The 18,521-nt window shown below is 60.9% G+C and carries 16 protein-coding genes and 1 pseudogene; 7 read left to right on the top strand and 10 right to left on the bottom strand.

Annotation, left to right across the window (positions count from 1 at the left end; genetic code table 11):
• A partial coding sequence (locus HHL24_RS38030; protein WP_206003039.1) for an ankyrin repeat domain-containing protein occupies nucleotides 1-268 on the top strand: 268 nt, incomplete at its 5' end.
• A 309-nt stretch (nucleotides 269-577) separates the two neighbouring features.
• On the opposite strand, the gene HHL24_RS38025 is transcribed toward HHL24_RS38030, so the two are convergent.
• From HHL24_RS38025 to HHL24_RS38005, 5 genes are all read right to left on the bottom strand, one after another.
• Nucleotides 578-997, bottom strand: a complete 420-nt coding sequence (locus HHL24_RS38025; RefSeq protein ID WP_329606806.1) for a cupin domain-containing protein — start codon at nucleotides 995-997, stop codon at nucleotides 578-580.
• A gap of 70 nt (nucleotides 998-1,067) precedes the next feature.
• Complete coding sequence (locus HHL24_RS38020; RefSeq protein ID WP_230417743.1) at nucleotides 1,068-2,144, bottom strand: polyamine ABC transporter substrate-binding protein; 1,077 nt, start codon at nucleotides 2,142-2,144, stop codon at nucleotides 1,068-1,070.
• Nucleotides 2,145-2,941: 797 nt separating this feature from the next.
• Complete coding sequence (locus HHL24_RS38015) at nucleotides 2,942-3,244, bottom strand: DUF4148 domain-containing protein (protein WP_169490454.1); 303 nt, start codon at nucleotides 3,242-3,244, stop codon at nucleotides 2,942-2,944.
• Nucleotides 3,245-3,416: 172 nt separating this feature from the next.
• The gene (locus HHL24_RS38010) at nucleotides 3,417-4,502 is read right to left on the bottom strand and encodes an aldose epimerase family protein (protein WP_169490453.1); all 1,086 of its coding nucleotides are present in this window, start codon (nucleotides 4,500-4,502) and stop codon (nucleotides 3,417-3,419) included.
• Nucleotides 4,503-4,535: 33 nt separating this feature from the next.
• Nucleotides 4,536-5,753, bottom strand: a complete 1,218-nt coding sequence (locus HHL24_RS38005; RefSeq protein ID WP_169490452.1) for a XylR family transcriptional regulator — start codon at nucleotides 5,751-5,753, stop codon at nucleotides 4,536-4,538.
• A 270-nt stretch (nucleotides 5,754-6,023) separates the two neighbouring features.
• On the opposite strand from HHL24_RS38005, the gene xylA reads away from it, so the two are divergent.
• The 4 genes from xylA (at nucleotide 6,024) to HHL24_RS37985 (ending at nucleotide 11,393) form a co-directional block, all read left to right on the top strand.
• Nucleotides 6,024-7,346 (top strand): xylose isomerase, encoded by a 1,323-nt coding sequence (xylA, locus tag HHL24_RS38000; RefSeq protein ID WP_169490451.1) that lies wholly within the window; start codon nucleotides 6,024-6,026, stop codon nucleotides 7,344-7,346.
• Nucleotides 7,347-7,520: 174 nt separating this feature from the next.
• Complete coding sequence (gene xylF, locus HHL24_RS37995) at nucleotides 7,521-8,549, top strand: D-xylose ABC transporter substrate-binding protein (protein WP_169490450.1); 1,029 nt, start codon at nucleotides 7,521-7,523, stop codon at nucleotides 8,547-8,549.
• Nucleotides 8,550-8,637: 88 nt separating this feature from the next.
• Nucleotides 8,638-10,197, top strand: coding sequence for a D-xylose ABC transporter ATP-binding protein (xylG, locus tag HHL24_RS37990; protein WP_169490449.1), 1,560 nt, complete (start codon nucleotides 8,638-8,640; stop codon nucleotides 10,195-10,197).
• A complete protein-coding gene (locus HHL24_RS37985) occupies nucleotides 10,194-11,393 on the top strand; it encodes a sugar ABC transporter permease (RefSeq protein ID WP_169490448.1) in 1,200 nt (399 codons plus the stop codon). The genes xylG and HHL24_RS37985 overlap by 4 nt, the downstream gene beginning before the upstream one ends.
• Before the next feature lie 254 nt (nucleotides 11,394-11,647).
• Here the strand turns inward: HHL24_RS37985 and HHL24_RS44355 are convergent.
• Nucleotides 11,648-11,923, bottom strand: a pseudogene (locus tag HHL24_RS44355) (helix-turn-helix domain-containing protein); the annotation flags it as partial.
• Nucleotides 11,920-12,255 carry a type II toxin-antitoxin system RelE/ParE family toxin gene (locus HHL24_RS37975; protein WP_169490446.1) on the bottom strand — a complete coding sequence of 112 codons (336 nt, stop codon included), beginning with the start codon at nucleotides 12,253-12,255 and terminating at the stop codon, nucleotides 11,920-11,922. The pseudogene HHL24_RS44355 and the gene HHL24_RS37975, both read right to left, overlap by 4 nt.
• 412 nt (nucleotides 12,256-12,667) lie before the next feature.
• Here HHL24_RS37975 and HHL24_RS37970 point away from each other — a divergent pair, with 412 nt between their 5' ends.
• Together HHL24_RS37970 and HHL24_RS37965 are read left to right on the top strand one after the other, a co-directional pair.
• Nucleotides 12,668-14,938: a xanthine dehydrogenase family protein molybdopterin-binding subunit gene (locus HHL24_RS37970; RefSeq protein ID WP_169490445.1), complete on the top strand. Its 2,271-nt coding sequence runs from the start codon at nucleotides 12,668-12,670 to the stop codon at nucleotides 14,936-14,938.
• Between the two features lie 26 nt (nucleotides 14,939-14,964).
• Entirely contained in the window at nucleotides 14,965-15,426 is a 462-nt protein-coding gene (locus HHL24_RS37965) for a (2Fe-2S)-binding protein (RefSeq protein ID WP_169490444.1), read from the top strand.
• Nucleotides 15,427-15,734: 308 nt separating this feature from the next.
• On the opposite strand, the gene HHL24_RS37960 is transcribed toward HHL24_RS37965, so the two are convergent.
• The 3 genes from HHL24_RS37960 to HHL24_RS37950 are packed head-to-tail and all read right to left on the bottom strand — an operon-like array spanning nucleotide 15,735 to nucleotide 18,519.
• Nucleotides 15,735-17,297: an efflux transporter outer membrane subunit gene (locus tag HHL24_RS37960; RefSeq protein WP_169490443.1), complete on the bottom strand. Its 1,563-nt coding sequence runs from the start codon at nucleotides 17,295-17,297 to the stop codon at nucleotides 15,735-15,737.
• Entirely contained in the window at nucleotides 17,294-18,313 is a 1,020-nt protein-coding gene (locus HHL24_RS37955) for an efflux RND transporter periplasmic adaptor subunit (protein ID WP_169490442.1), read from the bottom strand. Before HHL24_RS37955 ends, HHL24_RS37960 begins: the two co-directional genes overlap by 4 nt.
• Entirely contained in the window at nucleotides 18,310-18,519 is a 210-nt protein-coding gene (locus HHL24_RS37950; protein ID WP_007176114.1) for a DUF1656 domain-containing protein, read from the bottom strand. The genes HHL24_RS37955 and HHL24_RS37950 overlap by 4 nt, the downstream gene beginning before the upstream one ends.
• Between the last annotated feature and the right edge of the window lie 2 nt (nucleotides 18,520-18,521).

Below are 18,521 nucleotides of genomic sequence, written 5' to 3'. Positions count from 1 at the left end.
GCGCGACGACGACGATGTATGTCGTGCACTGTTGCAGTCCAAACCGGAACTGAATCTCAGGGCGCATGGCGAGACACCCATTTTCTATGCGGCGAGGCTCCAGCGGCTCGCTACGTTGGCCTTGTTGATCGACGCCGGGGCAGACCCGTCGATTCCAGATTCGGTAGGTCGCGACAGCGTAGCGATCGCGCGGGAACGCAAACTGCCGGAAGAAATTATCGAACGGATGGTGTCGCTGCAGCAGCGCAAGCTACGCCGCCGTACTTAAAAGGCATGCTCGGGTTCCTCCAGCATAATCCCTGCGAATGGCTGTTTTGGGGAATCGCCGTGGTCTCTTCCGGGTCGGCTAGGGTCCTAGGCCTTGCCCGTAAGCAGCCATTCACTGAGTGCCGGATAGAACTACTTGCAGATGACCGAAACGGCCGATGACGAGCCATCGCGTTACGCTTCGGCGGCGGCAATAGATAAACCGCCCCCCGACAAGTTGGATACCTGCCCACGGGGGCGCGGTTGATAGCTCGCGCCTCTTTCTCCAACTACGACCTCACCACCATCGCAAACGCACCGCCGCCGCAACCTACTCCTTAAACTCCACCGAAACAAAAATCTTCTTGCACGGCTCAATCACTTCCCACGTCCCTTTAAAACCCGCCGGAATCAAAAACCGATCCCCAGCCCGCACAGTCTTGCTCGTCCCATCCGCATCCCGAATCACCGACACACCCTCAAGAATCTCGCAATACTCACTCTCGGTGAAGTTCACCGTCCATTGCCCGCAAGCGCCCTCCCAAACCCCAGCCGCAAGCTGCCCACACGGGCTAGCAAAATGCGTGTGAACCGCTTGCGAAGGATTACCGCTAAGCACGGCTTCCGCCTTCGGCATGTACTCAACGCTTTCCTTGGCAGGCTGCGAAAAATCTACGATGTTCAAAATGCTCATAATGTCTCGAATGCAAACAGAGTTAGAAATCAAAGCTTCAAAAAGCGCGTAGCGCACACACCCACTGCATGCGCTACGCTCAAAGGAGTCACCTAACATCACCAAAGCACAATACAACAACGAACCCTCAACTCCCCGACTTCAACTGCGCCCACAGCCGGTTCTCAAGCCGCATGATCGGCGCAGGCTGCGGCCGCATCAACGTCATTTTGTTCAGCACAGCCTCAGGCGGATACACATTCGCATCCTGCTCAATAGCCGGCGTCACAAACTGCCTCGCAGCCCGATTCGCAGTCGGATAGAAAACTTCATTAGTAATCGCCGCACTCACCTTCGGATCTTCGATGTAGTTCATCCACTTCATCGCCGCTTCCGGATGCGGGGCATCTTTCGGAATCGCCATCACGTCCATCCATATCAGGCCCGCGTCCTTGATGTTCGAGAACCGTACCTCATACGAACGCTTCGCTTCTGAAGCGCGTCGCCGTGCGATCCCCACATCGCCTGAATAGCCCAGCGCCACACAGATATCGTTGTTCGCCAGATCGTTGATGTAGCCGGAGGAATTGAACTGCGTGATATACGGTCGTACTTTCTTCAGCATTTCATACGCAGCCTGGTAGTCGCCGGGATTGGTGCTGTTCGGGTCCTTGTGCATGTACTGAAGTGCGGCCGGGAAAACATCGGCAGCCGCGTCGAGGAAAGACACGCCGCAGCTTTTCAGCTTCGAAAGATTCGCCGGGTCGAACACCAGCGACCAGCTATCAACCGGCGCATCGGCACCGAGTGCTTTTTTCACGGCCTGAACGTTATAGCCGACACCGTCGGTGCCCCAAGCCCAAGGCACGCCGTATTGATTGCCGGGGTCCGCGTCAGCAATCAGCTTCATCAAACCGGGATCGAGGTTCGCGAGATTCGGCATCTTCGATTTGTCGATCTTCTGATACACGCCCGCTTCGATCTGGCGCGCCATATAACTCGATGTGGGCACAACGATGTCATAGCCGGAGCTGCCTGCGAGCAGTTTCGCCTGCAATGTGTCGTCGCTATCGTAACTATCGTATTTCACCGTGATGCCGGATTGCTTTTCGAAGCCGGCAATCGTGTCTTTGGCAATGTAGTCCGACCAGTTGTAGACGTTGATCGTCGTATCCGCTGCGCGTGCAGCGTTCATTGGGGATAAAGCGGTCAGCGAGCACAGCATCGTGCCGGTGAGCGAGAGAAGCTTGGCATGACGGATCTTCATTCGACTATCTCCTTGATTTCGATCTTCAGTTTTCGCCGCAGCGCAGGCGCAAATGCACGAGCGTGACGACCCACACGTCCGACTGTCCCGCACGAATGCGGGCGAGAACGGGACGCGACGCCGCCTGCCGCAGCGCAAGCGCACAGCAGAGCTAAATGGGACGTAGATAGGCGAGCGCTATAAGCCGGCCAACGCTAGCAAGACAGCTTGCAAAGCGCGGACAGGCAAACGCATTGCAGACGTTCGACCGCTAAATAAAGCGGTCCAATCGCACGCAACACTTGCTCGCGAAAAGAGAGAGGGGGGCTAAGGCAGAAGCGACGCGATTTCGTCAGTTCGCACGCCAATGACTGCGGGTGCGGCGATGACGTTGTGCCGGCGGACAGAGCGCCGCGACAACACGGTATCAATGGACAGGGGGCGGGATGGCGAAGCGCAGTTGCTCCCCTGATGAGCGATCGAACAGCCGGACAGGAACGTTCTTTCCCGACCAGGCTGATATCTCACCAATGGACCACGGACTTTCACGATGGAACCCGAAGCGACGTTGAGTAGAAGTCCTCGCTGATGCAGATCGACTGCGCTGCGAGAACCACCAAACTGCCGCCCTAGGATATATGAGACATTATTTTCTTCAAAGGATTTTCTGACAACGCGCTGTCATAGTCATGCACAGTGGAACGCGCACATGCGAGCGCATGCTTCAACAAGCATGCGCTCGCATCGACTACGCAACGACAGACAACGTTAGCGTTTCACTGACCGTCCATCGGCGCGGGCTGGACCGCGGGCGCAGTTGCGCCGGTTTGCGACGATCCATTTGCCGAAGAACCATAGCCGGTGGTGTCATGCTGTACGGCTACGCGTGCTTCGGCTGCCTGAATGTCCGCAGGGTAGGTGGAGTCAGTTGCAACGGCGGGGTTGTAGCCGGCCTGTTCAATCTGGACCAGTTGCGCCCTGACCTCCGCGCGGGTCAGCGGTTGCTCAGACTGTGCGAATGAAGCCACCGGGGCTGCGATAACAACGACCAGTGCGACTGCTTTGATCAGCGATTTCATGATGATTCCCTCCGATATAGTTTTATCCGGCGCCGCAACACGTGTTCGGTGCCTATGGAGGGATTCTAGGAAGCGAGTGATCTAGGGCAAACCCCTAAACGGGTAATTCAGTCTTGCAGCAAACGATAAGTCGGCGTTATGTAATGCACGTCGTAAGATATGAAGAATTGCTTCAGACTCCAGAACGTACACCCACCCGATACGCCGTCACCTGTCGGTATGCGCTGCCTGGCCGCACGATAACCTGCTCCTGCTCAGCCATATTGACTTCATTCGGGAAGCCGCCCGCTTCAAGGCACAGTCCGGCGTGCGGCTGGTACGCAATGCCGCCGCGTCCCGTGTCGCCATTCAGCGAATTGCCGGTATAGAACTGCAAGCCGCGCTGGTCAGTCGACACGGTCAGTTCGCGTCCGCTGCCGGGATCATATGCGCATGCAACCTGACGTATCTGCGGCTCGCGCCCGGCCGTCGTGGCATCAGGCGCGTCATGCAGCACGTAGCAATGATCGAAGCCACCGGCCCTCGCAAGCTGCGCATGCGGCCAATCGAGCCGTGCGCCGATCGGCGCGCTCTGCCGGAAGTCGAATGCGTTGCCAGCCACTTCGGCAAGCTCGCAAGGAATCATCGCCGCATCGACTTCGAAGAACCGGTCGGCATCGATCGATAACACATGGCCGCGAATGTCGGCCCCGCGCCGACCCGTCAGGTTGAAGTAGGGATGGCTCGTCAGATTGAGTGGCGTGGCTGCGTCCGTAATGGCTTCATAGGCGATCGTCAGGTTGCCGTCGTCGTCGAGCGTGTAACGCACTTGCACCGTGACGTTGCCCGGAAAGCCGGCGTCGCCTTCGGGTGATTCCAGACGCATGACCAGCGCACCGTTATCTTCGCTCACGTCCCACAGTGTGCGATGAAAACCCTGCGTGCCGCCATGCAGCAGATTCGCGCCTTCATTGCGATCGAGCGTGTACTCGATACCGTCAAGCGTGAAGCGCGCTTCGGCAATGCGGTTCGCCCACCGGCCGATCAGTCCGCCCATGTAGGTTGTGGCCGCAACGTATTCAGCGGGCGTGTCGTGGCCGAGCAGGATGTCGCCGAGCCGACCCGCGCGGTCCGGCGCATGCCACGAGACCAGTGTCGCGCCCAGGTCGCTGATGGCGACTTTCATGCCGTGTGCATTGCGCAGCGTGAAGAGCCGCACAGGATCGCCGCCAGGCAGCGTGCCCCATGGCTCAGAAGAAAGTGGTGCGATGCTGATCATGTCGTCGGTGGAGATAAAAGTTGAAAGGCATGCTCAGCCAGGCGCGGCTGTCGAATTCGCACGGTCCTGGTATTCGCGCGGCGTGCAGCCGAGTTCGCGGCGAAACACCGCGTACATGTATTGCAGCGACGTGAAGCCGCAACGAATTGCCACCTCGGCGCTCGACGCATCGCGCCTGGCAAGCAGCGCTTTGGCGACATCGAGCTTGTGGCGCAGGATTTCCTGATGCACGGTGCACTGCCGTTCGCGCCGGAAGTATTCTTCGAGCGACGATCTCGACACGCCCACGTAGTCGGCAACCTGTTCCGTGCGAATGCCCTGGCACGCGTACTGGCGGATGAAGTGCCGCGCACGCATCACATACGGACTCGCGAGCGGCTGGTGCTTCGTCGATTCGAGCACATTGATGCCGACCGGCGGCACGAGAATGCGCCGCCCCGGAAAACGAGCACCGTGCAGCATCTGATGCAGCAAGTGAGCAGCGGTGCGGCCCATTTCTTCAGTGCCTTGAATCACCGAGGAAAGCGGAATGCGCGTCAAGGTACGCGTGAGCGGATCGTTGTCGATGCCGATGATCGCCACTTCTTCGGGCACCGGAATACCCGCGATCAAACAGGCCTGCAGCAGATGCCGCGCACGGGCGTCGGTGACGGCGATGATACCGACCGGCTTTGGCAGTTGGCTCAGCCACGCCGTGAGCTGCTCGGTTGCCTGATTCCACGACGGCGCGCTGGTCGACAGACCGCGATAGATCTCGGTGCCGATCTGTTCGGCACTGTGGCCGTCCGCGCTGCGCAGGTGAGCGAACGCCAACTCACGTTGCTGCGCCCAGCGATTCTCCTGTGCCTGCGGAAGGCTATACAAAGCGAAGTGCTCAAGACCCGCGCCGATCAAATGCGTGTAGGCAAGCGAAACGAGTTTGGCGTTATCGGTCGCGATATAGGGTAAGTCCGGGGGGTAGTGCGCCGGATCTTCGAACGATGAACCGACCGCCACCACCGGCAACGGACAATCACGCAGCGCGTCGCCCACAGCGGGATCGTCGAAATCCGCGATGATGCCGTCGCCGTCGAAACGCTCGATACCTGTCAGCCGGCAACGGAAATCTTCTTCGAGGAAGAGATCCCACGCCACGCGCGTCGACAGCAGGTAATTGCCGATGCCGGTGATGATCTCGCGGTCGTAGACCTTGTTCGCGTTGAACAGCAGCGCGATCCGATGGGTCGTCTGTGGTGTTTGCGGACGGGTCATGGCAGTGGGGCGTGCGAATCGGCAGGATTCGCAGCGCCTTTGTCTCCTGTTGGATGCGCTCCGAAGGCCGCACCGTTTTTAAGCGTCTGGTTATTCTAGGCCGCGAAGATCGCGCCGGTGTGAAACAAACGCGTGGGCGGTAAGAAACATCAAGCACGCTGCGCAATTTCGCAATTGCCGATGCATCGTGCAAGCGGCAGCATGGCGTCACCTTGTCAGCCGGCGCGGCGATGTCGCACGGTTGCAGTGCAGCATAAAAAGGAGACGCTGATGTCCTACTTCGAACATATTCCCGAGATCCGCTACGAAGGCCCGCAATCGGACAATCCGCTTGCATACCGCCATTACGACAGGAGCAAACGCGTACTCGGCAAGACACTCGAAGAACATCTGCGCATCGCCGTGTGCTACTGGCATACGTTCGTGTGGCCGGGCGTCGATATCTTCGGGCAACGGACGTTTCGGCGTCCCTGGCAGCAAGCTGGCGACGCGATGGAGCGGGCGCAACAGAAGGCCGATTCGGCATTCGAGTTTTTCTCGAAGCTCGGCACGCCGTACTACACGTTTCACGATACCGACGTCGCGCCGGAAGGCAACAGCCTGAAAGACTATAGCGAGAACTTCACGCGCATCGCTGACTATCTGGCGCGCAAGCAGCAGGATACCGGCATCGAGCTGTTGTGGGGCACGGCTAATCTTTTCTCGCATCCGCGTTACGCAGCAGGCGCGGCGACGAGTCCCGATCCGGAGATTTTCGCGTTTGCCGCGACGCAGGTCCGTCACGCGCTCGACGCGACGCAACGGCTCGGCGGCGAAAACTATGTGTTGTGGGGCGGACGTGAGGGCTACGATACGCTGCTCAATACCGACCTCGTGCGCGAACGCGATCAGCTCGCCCGTTTCCTGCACATGGTGGTCGAACACAAGCACAAGATCGGTTTCAAAGGCGCATTGCTGATCGAGCCGAAGCCGCAGGAACCGACCAAGCATCAATACGACTACGACGTGGCGACCGTACACGGCTTCCTGCTGCAATACGGGCTGGAGAAAGAGATCCGCGTGAACATCGAGGCCAATCACGCGACGCTTGCCGGTCATTCGTTTCATCACGAAATCGCCACGGCGTACGCACTCGGTATTTTCGGCAGCGTCGACGCGAATCGCGGCGATCAGCAAAACGGCTGGGATACGGACCAGTTTCCGAACAGCGTAGAAGAACTCACGTTGGCCTTCTACGAGATTCTCAAGCACGGCGGGTTCACCACAGGCGGTATGAACTTCGACGCAAAAGTACGGCGGCAGAGCGTCGATGCGGAAGATCTGTTCTTCGGCCATATCGGTGCAATCGATAACCTGGCGCTCGCTGTCGAACGTGCAGCGACGCTGATCGAAAATGACCGGCTCGAACAATTCAAACGTCAGCGCTATGCGGGCTGGGAGTCGGAGTTCGGTCGCAAGATCCTGGCGGGCGACTATTCGCTCTCTACTCTGGCCACGGATGCATTGACGCGTGGCTTGAATCCGCAACACGCGAGTGGCCGGCAGGAGCAGTTGGAAAACGTTGTGAATCAGGCGATTTACAGCAGGCGCTAAAAGGCAGTCACGAAGTAATGCCTGAAACAGGGCACGCAGCAAGATATAAAAAATCGCGCGGCCACGTCGACCGCGCGAATAAAAGAAGCTTTAGGTTGTCGCTTGTCCGGTTCTGTGGCTCGCAGCACAGACCGTCCAATCCGGTATGCCGGCTATCAGAACAAGGAGTGAGACATGAAATTCGCAACGCGTCGTACCGTACTGAGTTCGCTCGTGTGTGGAGCGGTGCTCGCCAGCCTGTCGCTTGTCGCGCCGCTCGCGCATGCAAGCAAGGACCACCCCGAAATTGGTTTCTGTATCGACGATCTGCGTGTCGAGCGCTGGTCGCGCGATCGTGACTATTTCGTTGCGGCAGCAGAAAAGCTCGGCGCCAAAGTATCGGTGCAGTCCGCCGATGCGAGCGAAGAGCGACAGATTTCACAAATCGAAAACCTGATCTCGCGCGGCGTGGACGTGATCGTGATCGTGCCGTTCAATTCGAAGACGCTCGGCAATGTGGTCGCCGAAGCGAAGAAGGCGGGCATCAAGGTCGTTTCGTATGACCGCCTGATTCTCGATGCCGATGTGGACGCCTATATCTCATTCGACAACGAGAAGGTCGGCGAACTGCAAGCGCAAGGTGTCTATAACGCGCAACCGAAAGGCAATTACTTCCTGCTTGGCGGCGCGCCGACCGACAACAATGCAAAGATGCTGCGTGAAGGCCAGCTAAAAGTGTTGAAGCCCGCGATAGACAAGGGCGATATCAAGGTCGTCGGTCAGCAGTGGGTGCCGGAGTGGAGCGCGTCAACGGCGCTGCGTATTGTTGAAGATGCGCTGACGGCGAACAACAACAAGATCGACGCAATCGTCGCGTCGAACGACGGCACCGCGGGCGGCGCGATTCAGGCGCTCGCCGCACAGCACATGGCGGGCAAGGTGCCGGTGTCGGGTCAGGATGCCGATCTTGCGGCAGTGAAACGCGTGATCGCCGGCACGCAGACCATGACCGTGTACAAACCGCTGAAACTGATCGCAGGTGAAGCGGCGAAACTCTCTGTCGCGCTTGCCAGGGGCGAGAAGCCGGCCTTTAATGCACAGTACGACAACGGCAAGAAGAAGGTGGACACGGTGCTTCTGCAACCCACGTTGCTCACCAAGAGCAATGTCGATGTGGTTATCAAGGACGGCTTCTATACCCAGGCCCAGCTCGCGAGCCAATGAGCGTAACGTGTGCGCGGTGCGAGCCGGTGTGCCTGGTATGCGTCAGGCACACCGGCGCCGCCACGCACCTTGCAGCGAGGCATAGCGAATGACGCAACCATTACTGACGATGCGCGGCATCGTCAAAGCGTTTTCCGGCGTGAAGGCGCTCGACGGTATCGACCTGACGGTGGCGCCGGGCGAGTGCGTGGGCTTGTGCGGCGAAAACGGCGCGGGCAAATCGACGCTGATGAAAGTGTTGTCCGGCGTCTATCCCTACGGTACCTGGGATGGCGAAATTATCTGGGAAGGCGAACCGCTGAAAGCCGTGAGCATAAGAGACACGGAACGTGCGGGCATCATCATCATCCACCAGGAGTTGATGCTGGTGCCGGAGCTTTCGGTCGCGGAGAATATCTTTCTCGGCAACGAAATCACGCTACCTGGCGGCCGGATGAATTACGCCGCCATGTACCAGCGCGCCGATGAACTGCTGCGCGAACTCGGCATAAGCGGAATCAACTCCGCGCAGCCGGTGATGAACTACGGCGGCGGTCATCAGCAGCTGATCGAAATCGCGAAGGCATTGAACAAGCGCGCGAAACTGTTGATCCTCGATGAACCCTCGTCGTCGCTGACTGCTACGGAGATACACATCCTGCTGGATATCGTGCGCGATCTGAAGCGGCGCGGCGTCGCCTGCGTGTATATCTCGCACAAGCTCGACGAAGTAGCGGCCGTATGCGACACGATCAGCGTGATTCGCGACGGCCGCCATGTCGCGACCGAGCCCATGCGCGCGCTGACCACCGACCGCATCATCTCTCTGATGGTGGGCCGCGAGATCAAGAACCTGTTTCCGCGTGAACCGCATCCAATCGGCGACGTGATCTTCGAAGCGCGCCACGTGACCTGTTTCGATGTCACCAATCCGCGCCGCAAGCGTGTGAACGATGTGTCGTTTGCGTTGCGACGCGGTGAGATTCTCGGCGTTGCGGGATTGGTCGGCGCAGGGCGTACGGAGCTGATGCAGGCGATCTTCGGCGCGTATCCGGGTGTGAGCGAGGCGGCGGTGGTGATAGAAGGCAAGCCGTTGAAGATCCGCGCGCCTGTCGATGCGATTCGCGCCGGTATCGGCATGGTGCCGGAAGATCGCAAGCGCCACGGTATCGTGCCGGGGCTGAGTGTCGGTCACAACATCACGCTTGCGGTGTTGCAACGCTTCGCGAAGGGTGGCCGGATCGATTCCGCTGCCGAACTCGATACGATTCACACGGAGATGAAGCGGCTTTCAGTGCGTGCCGCGCATCCAATGTTGTCGATAGCGAGTCTGTCCGGCGGCAATCAGCAGAAGGCCGTGCTGACCCGCATGCTGCTAACCGACCCGAAAGTGCTGATCCTCGACGAACCGACGCGAGGCGTCGACGTCGGCGCGAAATACGAAATCTACAAACTGATTTTTCAGCTGGCACAGCGCGGCATGTCGATCGTGATGGTGTCGTCCGAATTGCCCGAAGTGCTCGGCATCAGCGATCGCGTGCTGGTGATCGGCGAAGGCGAATTGCGCGGCGATTTCGTCAACGACGGCCTCACGCAGGAGGACATTCTCAGCGCCGCGATCCGTCCTGTGCAGCGATCCCCGAACCCAACCGCAGCGAGTGCCGCATGACTCCCGACGTCACTTCCCAATCCGCAGAAGGTGCCGTGCCGCGAGGCGCATTCGGTGGCCCGCAGCGCATTCAGCAACTGTTCGCGCGCTACAAGATTCTCGCGTTGCTGATTGCCGTGGCCGTGATCTGGATGTTCTTTTCTTTTTTAACGCACGGCGCGTTTGTGACGCCGCGCAATCTGTCGAATCTGCTGCGGCAAATGTCGATTACCGGCATGCTCGCGTGCGGCATGGTGTTCGTGATCATCGCGGGCGAGATCGATCTTTCGGTTGGATCATTGCTTGGTTTGCTCGGTGGTGTCGCGGCGATTCTCGATGTGAACCGGCACTGGCCGATCGGCGTCACCGTGCCTGTGGTGATGCTGCTCGGCGTGCTGGTCGGCATGTTCAACGGATGGTGGTCGACTTACCGGCGTGTGCCTTCGTTCATTGTCGGGCTGGGCGGCATGCTCGCGTACCGCGGCATTCTGCTCGGTGTCACCGGTGGCTCGACGATTGCACCGGTCTCGGACAGTTTCGTGTTTGTCGGCCAAGGGTATCTGCCGCGCCTTGCGGGCGATACGCTTGCCGTGGTGCTGTTTGTCGTGCTGGCCTTTCTGACAGTGCGACAACGAAGCAACCGCGAGCGTTATAAGTTGCGGGTGGTGCCGGTCTGGCAGGACGTCGTAAAGGTGGTTGGGGCGGGTGTGATTCTGGCCGCGTTTGTCGCCACGCTCGATCGATATGGTGGGATTCCCGTGCCGGTTTTGCTGCTGCTCGCGTTGCTAGGCATTTTCACGTGGATTGCGACGCAGACCGTTTTCGGGCGGCGTATCTATGCAGTGGGTTCCAACCTGGAGGCGACGCGGCTTTCCGGCGTGAATACGAACCGCGTGAAGCTGGCCATCTTTGCGCTGATGGGTCTGATGTGCGCGTTCGCCGGGATCGTCAATACGGCGCGGCTCGCGGCCGGCTCACCGTCGGCGGGGTCGATGGGCGAACTCGACGCGATCGCCGCGTGCTTTATCGGCGGGACGTCGATGCGCGGCGGTTCTGGAACGGTCTATGGTGCGTTGATCGGCGCGCTGGTGATGGCGAGCCTGGACAACGGCATGTCGATGCTCGACGTCGACGCATACTGGCAGATGATCGTGAAGGGCAGCATTCTTGTGCTGGCTGTGTGGATCGATGTCGTGTCGGGGTCGAACCGGCGGTGATGAAGTAAAGGTGCGCCGAGCGAATGCTGGCGCACTCTGCGATTACTCGGAGCAAGGTGCGTAGCTATTGTGTCTTGCCGCGACTCCGCAGCCAATCAGCGTGCATGCGCGACAGCAGAGGTGGCGCTCTTGCTGCGCCGAGCCGGCGCCTTTGTAGCCGGCTTCTTTGCCACAGCCGGCTTTTTTGCCGGTATTGTTGGCTTTTTGCGCGCAGCTGCTTTGGCGCTCGCGTTGCTAGCAGTGCGTTTGGCTGGTGCGTCTGACACGCGCATCTCGATACGCATGTTTGCCGCTACCGCCATATTGACCAAGGCATCGAGCGAGAACAGATTGATCTTGCCACGCATGAGATCTGATACACGCGGCTGAGTGACGTAGAAATGCCTAGCGGCTTCTGCCTGGCTCATTCCGGCACGGGTGATATGGTCCTTGAGCGCCATCATCAGCACCGATCGAAGCTTCATGCTTTGCGCCTGTTCGGGCGTGTCTTCGATGGCGTCCCAGACGCTTGAAAATGTTTGGTTGCTCATGGCTTAACCTCTTTCAATTCGCGATAGCGCTTGGCGGCTAGATCCAGGTCTGCTTGGCTAGTCTTCTGGGTCTTTTTCTGGAAGCAATGAAGCACATAAATCGCGTCGGCGAACTTGGCCAGGTAAATGATCCGGAACGCACCGTTCGCGTCCCGAATCCGGATTTCACGCACCCCTTGGCCTATCGTGTTCATTGGCTTCCAATCGTCGGGATCCCCACCGCGCTGGACTTGATCGAGTTGATAGCCTGCGTCACGTCGAGCCGAGAGTGGGAACTCGCGCAAGTCGTCCAGTGAGCTACCGCAGAACGTTAGGGGCTTTGCATCGATCATGAGGCGGATTATACAAAAATTTGTATACGCAAGCAATCTGCAAGGCTGCGCTCAGTAATCGCAGACGTGTTGCATGCGCGGCTAGTGGGGCCATTCCATGCGCCGTGCAATCGGCGATGAATGTTCCAATTGTTAGCATAAATCCGCCACCTCCCGCATCCTCCGCCGTTCAAGCCAGTTGCACTGCAGCGTGCCGCCACGCCGCGAATAACATTTAATGAACTGACATACGGCATGCACCCGCCCTTTTTTCTGAGGGCATCCGCCTGCGCCGCGCGTAATGGCTGAAACCCCTGGCTTTCAGTCCCCCACTCACTCTCCCGTCTTATTACTGTTCCGACTAAACAAAACCCCGCGCCCGCCCGCGCTTTCACAGCGTTCCCGCCACCGTGCAAGCTGATCGAGCCATACGATGCTAAAGCGCAGAACCTTCCTGCTGGGCGGCGCCGGCGCGCTCGGCGTGTTGCTGGTTGGCTGGTCGGTTCTGCCACCGGGTCAGCGGCTGACCCCCTCCACACCCCTGCCGACGGAAGGCAACCAGGCCGCACTCAACGGCTGGGTCAAAATCGCCGCCGACAACAGCGTCACGATCATGATGTGCAAAGCGGAAATGGGGCAGGGTATCCACACCGGCCTCGCGATGCTGCTGGCCGAAGAACTCGACGCCGACTGGTCGCAGGTTCGCGTGGAAAATTCGCCGATCGACAGGATCTACAACAGCGTGCAGAACATCATCGACGATCTGCCGTTTCGTCCGGACGACGACAGCACGGGCAAGCGCGCTACGGTCTGGATGACCCGTAAGGCAGTGCGCGACGCCGGCACGATGATGACAGGCGGTTCATCGAGCATGAACGATCTATGGACGCCGATGCGTGAAGCCGGCGCTTCGGCGCGCGCGATGCTGATCGGTGCGGCGGCCGAGCAATGGAAAGTGTCACCCGGCGAATGCCGTACGGAAGGCGGCTACGTACTGCACGCGTCAGGCCACAAGGCGAGCTTCGGCGAACTGTCCACGACGGCCGCACAGCAACCGCTGCCGCGCAAGGTCGCGCTGAAAGATCCCGCTGACTTCAAACTGATCGGCAAGCCGATGCGACGCATCGAAGCCGCATCGAAAATCAACGGCACGGCGCGCTTCGGCATTGACGCGCTACCCGACGGTCTCATCTACGCGAGCGTGGTGATGTGCCCGACGCTGGGCGGCACGGTCGCGCATTTCGACGACTCGCCTGCCACGAACATGCCGGGTTTCATCAAGGCCTTCGCGTTGGCGCCATACGCCGGCGGCAGCGGCGGCGTCGCGGTCATCGCCGACAACGCATTTCGCGCGATGAACGCGGTCAGCGCCATCGACGTAGTGTGGAACAACGGTCCCGCGGCCACGCTGTCGAGCGCGGGCGTGGATACCCAGCTCGCGCAAGCACTGGACGACAGCGACGGCCACGCCTACTACCATCGCGGCGACGTCGACGCCGCATTGAGCCGCGCGGCGCGAACCCTCACCGCCGAGTACCACGCGCCGTACCTCGCGCATGGCGCGGTCGAGCCGGTGAATTGCACGGTGCAGGTCGCGGACGGCGCGGCCACCGTCTGGGTCTCGACGCAAATGCCGGCCCTCGCGCGGCAGCACGTCGCGAAAGTGCTGGACATCGACGCCGACAAGGTCGACGTGCAAACGCAACTGCTCGGCGGTGCTTTCGGGCGCCGTCTCGAACTCGATTTCATCGCGCAGGCCGCGGCGATTGCGCGCGAGGGCGGCGGCCATCCGGTGCAGACAATCTGGTCGCGCGCGGAGGATTTCACCCACGATTTCTATCGTCCGGCGTGCGTGTCGCGACTGAAGGCCGGTTTCGACAAAGACGGCAAGCTGGTCGCATGGCATGCCACGTCCGCGAGTCAGGCGATCGTGCCGGAAGCGCTCGCGCGTTACTACGGCGTGCCGCGCATTCCCATCGACAAAACCACTTGCGAGGGTGCGTTCGACCAGCCCTACGAATGGCCCACCGCACGCGTGGCGCACAAGATCGTTGAATTGCCGGTGCCGGTTGGGTTCTGGCGCTCGGTCGGCCATTCGCATCAGGCTTTTTTCACCGAGGGTTTTACCGACGAACTCGCCGTAGCCACTGGCCAGGATCCGATTGCGTTTCGCGCGTCGCTGCTCGCGCAGCACCCGCGCCATCTGGCGGTGCTAAGGCGCGTTGCAGCCTTATCGGATTGGGGACGTCCCATGACGCACGCCGCCGACGGCACAAGGCAGGCGCGTGGTGTCGCGCTGCACGAAGCGTTCGGCAGTGTCGTCGCGCAGGTGGCCGAGGTATCGGTCGGCCCGAACAAGCAGATTCGCGTACATCGGGTGGTCTGTGTGATCGACTGCGGACTGCCGGTGAATCCAAACCTGATTCGTCAGCAGATGGAGAGCGGCATCGTGTTCGGCTTGTCGACTGCGTTGCAGGACGAAATCACCATCGACGGCGGGCAGGTGGCGCAGAAGAACTTCGTCGATTTCCCGGTCGTGCGGATGAACGATTGTCCGGTGATCGAAACCGACATCATGCCGAGCCAGATGCATCCGCAGGGCGTCGGCGAACTGGGCGTGCCGCTGGTCGCGCCGGCGGTGGCCAACGCGGTATTCGCGCTGACTGGCCAGCGCTTGCGCGCTTTGCCGTTGCGGCTCGCGTGACCCGCATCGGATTGACGGAGAAAAGCATGGGATCGCTAAACATTAACGGCCGGGCGGTGGCGGTGGAAGCCGAGCCGGATATGCCGCTCCTGTGGGTGCTGCGCTGCGACCTCGGCATGACTGGTACCAAGTTCGGCTGCGGCGTGGGCATTTGCGGCGCGTGCACGATCCATCTGGACGGCAAGGCGTGCCTTGCCTGCCAGACGCCTATGTCGAGCTTGCACTCGCAGAAGATCACGACCATCGAAGGCGTGCAGGGCGCCGAAGCGCAGGCGCTAAAAGCGGCGTGGATTGATCTCGATGTGGTGCAGTGCGGGTATTGCCAGAGCGCGCAGCTGATGGCGGCCTGCGCGCTGCTCAAGGAGAAGCCCAATCCCACTGATGCAGACATCGACGCGGCGATGTCCAACATCGTGTGCCGTTGCGGCACGTATCCGAGGGTGCGGGCCGCGATTCACCAGGCGGCCGCGAAGCGGCGGCCCGCGTAGGGCGGACAACGCCGAGGCAGGCGCAGGCACTTGCGTAAGCCTGTCACCCGCCGGCCAATCACGAGCCCGGCGCCCTCAGTTCGCCAGCATCTCCACGACCGCGACGACCACCGTAAAAACGCCGATACAACCGCCCAGTGTGGCTGCGCCTTGCATGAAATGCGACATACGTGACCCCGTAACGTGATGTTGAGGCTCGTATTTAACCTGAATTGAAAGGTAAAAGAAAGCTTGTCAAAAATAACTTTTGGGCCGGCTAGCGTGGTGGCGCTGCGCGAGCCGAGGTTTTGGAAGCGCCTAACGTTGAATCAAGGCGCCTTGGTCGCCGCCGTCGGCGTGGCTTTGGCAGGTGCCTCAGCGACAGGCATCGCCGCAGCTGTTGCAGCGGTAGATGTCGCAGCCGCAGGCACCGCCGCCGCAGGCGCCGCCTGCGCATCGGTCTCCCACCCACCGCCTAGCGCGAGGAACAGGTTGACCTGATCGATCGCCACCTGACCCTCCGCGGCCGCCACCTGAGACTTCGTCGAAGTCAGCGTGCGGGTTGCATCCAGATCGGAAATGAACGACTCGCGTCCGGCGCGATACAACTGATGCGTTTCATCCGCCGACTCGGTGGCCGACTTCAGCGCGGCGCGCAAAGCTTCGGCGCGGGCGTAGTCGGACGCATAGGTGGCGAGGCTGGTTTCGGTTTCGCGCAACGCGGTCAGCACCACGCCATCGAACTTGGCCAGCGCGACGTTGCTCGACGCTTCCGCTTCGCGTACACGGCCACGCGCGCCGTTCGTTGGGAAGGTCCAGCTGATCAGCGGACCGAAGGCCCAGCGCGCTGTCGGCGACGTGCCGATGTCTTCCAGAATCCCCGTAAAACCGGTCGATGCCCCGATGCTCACCGTGGGATATAACGTGCCCGTCGCCACGCCGATTCTCGCCGTCGAAGCCGCCAGTTGACGCTCGGCTTCGCGCACGTCCGGACGGCGCTTGAGTAGCGCGGCGCCGTCGCCAACCGGAATCGGCTGACGGATCCGCGGCAGTGTGCTGCAGGCCAGCACGGCCGGCGGTAAATCGGACGGTGCGCGTGCGAGCAGCGCCGCGAGCCGGTATTGCGCGATCTGGCGGCGCGCCGTGTAGCGCGGAATATCTGCCGCCAGGGTATCGACCTGGGTCTGGCCACGCGTCACATCGGGCTGATTGCCGCGGCCCGCGTCGCGCAGCCGGCGCGACACGTCCACACGCTGCTTCTGCAAGGTCAGCGACTGCTGCGCGATCCTGAGCTCCTCGGCGGCCGAGCATTGCTCGACGTAAGAGCGCACCACATCCGCGACCACCGTGATCCGCGCGAGATCGCCGGCCGCCTGCACGGATTCCGTATCCGCCGCTGCCGCTTCGACACCACGCCGCAGCTTGCCGAACAGATCGAGTTCGTACGAGATGCTGATACCGATATCGCCTTCGTATTCGACCGGCAGTTTGTTGAAGAGCAGATACTGCTCGGCCGATTCCTGGGCCCGCTCGACGAGCGCCGACGTCTTGCCGGAGAAACCGCCCTGCGCCTGTGCAACACCCAGCGCTTCACGCGAACGCGCGAGGTTCGCCGCCGCGACGCGCAAGTCGGTGTTCGATTGCAGCGCTTCGTCGACGAGGCTGTTCAGCACTGGATCGTCGTAGAGCTTCCACCAGACCGCGGGCACGTTCTGCCGCGTGGTCAGTTTGGTATCGGCGCCTTCGATCGGCGCATTGGCGAGCGGGGCGTTCACCAGCGCCTGCTTCGGCAGCGAGTAATTGGGGCCGACGTTCATGCAGCCGTTGAGCGCAACGGCTAACGGCAATAGCGGCAGCAGCGGCAATAAGGGCAGGGCACGCGACAGCTTCATTGCGACGCGCCCGAAATGACGGCAGCCGATGCCGGCTGCGTAGCAGACGTAGCCGAGACAGCCGGAACCGCGGACGTAGCCGGCGTCGAAGCCGCCGAGGCATCCACCGTACCCGAAGCGCCCGCAGCCGGACGCGGCTTGCCGGTCGGCGACAGATCACGCACCGACACCGTCGCGGTGCGTCCGGCGATCATGCGGAAGTCGGCAGGCACCTCGTCGAGGGCAACGCGCACCGGAATCCGTTGCGCGAGCCGCACCCAGCTGAACGCCGGGTTGACGTTCGGCAGCAGATTCGACCCTTGCGTGCGGTCGCGATCTTCAATCCCCGCGACGATGCTTTGCACGTGACCGCGCAGCACCTTGGGCTCGCCCATCACCTGGATATCGACCCGCTGGCCGATGTCGATGCCGCGCATCTTGGTTTCTTCGAAATAACCGTCGACGCGGAACGAATGCATATCCACCACCGCCAGCACCGCACGGCCGGCGGAGACGAACTCGCCGGTACGCGGCGCGCGGTCGTTCAGATAACCGTCGACCGGACTCACGATCGTGGTGCGTTGCAGATTGAGCTTGGCCGTATCGATCGCGACATTCGCATCGGCGAGCGCGGCTTCTGCCGTTTCGACACGCGAGCGGCTTTCTTCGGCGACTTCCGCCGCGACGAGGTTGCCGAGCTGGCGGTTACGCGCATCTTCGCGGCGCGCCTGATCGAGGGTGGCGCGGCGTTGCTGCGCGGTGGCCTGCGCCTGGCGCAGTGCGAGCGCATAGCGGGCCTGATCGATCACGAACAGCACCTGGCCCTGCTTGACCTGCTGGTTGTCCACCACCTCGACTGATGAGATCAGCCCCGAGATATCCGGCGCGACCTGGATCACGTCGGCGCGCACGTGGCCGTCGCGAGTCCACGGTGCGAACATGTAATAGTCGACCAGTTTCCACAGCACGAAGGCTGCAGCCACGACGACGATCAGGGTCAGCAGAATTTGACCGACGGAGAACCAGGTTTTTTTCACGTTATTAGTCTGTGCGAAACGACGACGACAAGGCCCAGCACCAGCACATAGATGCCGAGATCGAAGATGGAACGGTGCCAGACGAAGCGGTAAAAGCCGACGCGTGCGAGCACCGTGCGGATGGCCAGGTTGATCAGATAGGCGATCAACATCAGCACGAGCACGGCCGGCACGAACACGCCGAAGATATCGATTTCACCGATCATCG

This window comes from Paraburkholderia polaris (genome assembly GCF_012927345.1).
Classification (GTDB): Bacteria; Pseudomonadota; Gammaproteobacteria; order Burkholderiales; family Burkholderiaceae; genus Paraburkholderia; species Paraburkholderia polaris.
The sequence above is the reverse complement of the archived record's forward strand: the minus strand, read 5'-3'. Positions and strand labels throughout refer to the sequence as shown.